Origin of the sequence: Shigella sp. FC1967 (assembly GCF_001743005.1) — a bacterium.
In the GTDB taxonomy this organism is placed as follows: Bacteria; Pseudomonadota; Gammaproteobacteria; order Enterobacterales; family Enterobacteriaceae; genus Proteus.
In genome coordinates, this window is sequence record NZ_MIIZ01001327.1 from 1 (window position 1) to 394 (window position 394).

Genomic DNA, 394 nt, shown 5'->3' on the forward strand with positions numbered 1-394 from the left:
CTTGTGTCGGATATTGATTGCCGCATTGATATCTCGGTCATGTTCAACTCCACATTCAGGGCATTGCCAGATACGCTTATGTAGTGGCATTTCTGACATTTTATGACCACAGCAATGACAGGTTTTCGAACTGGCAAACCATTGATCCAGTTTTACCAGATGGACGCCTTTTTTCTGCGGCTTTATATTCCAGCTTTGTGATAAAACCATGCCAGCCTGCATCACCGATAGCGCGAGCCAGACAGTGGTTTTTCATCATATTCGCCGATTTCAGTGTCTCTACAATTATCGCTTGGTTTTCGTCAACAATTGCACGAGAGAGTTTGTGTTGAAAATCAGCACGGGCATTGGCTACCCGTTCGTGTACACCTGCAAGCTGTATTCGGGCTTTACG

At 45.4% G+C, this 394-nt stretch carries 1 pseudogene; it reads right to left on the reverse strand.

Annotated elements, in window-relative coordinates:
• Nucleotides 1-394: pseudogene (locus BHE89_RS21680) on the reverse strand (RNA-guided endonuclease InsQ/TnpB family protein); the annotation flags it as partial.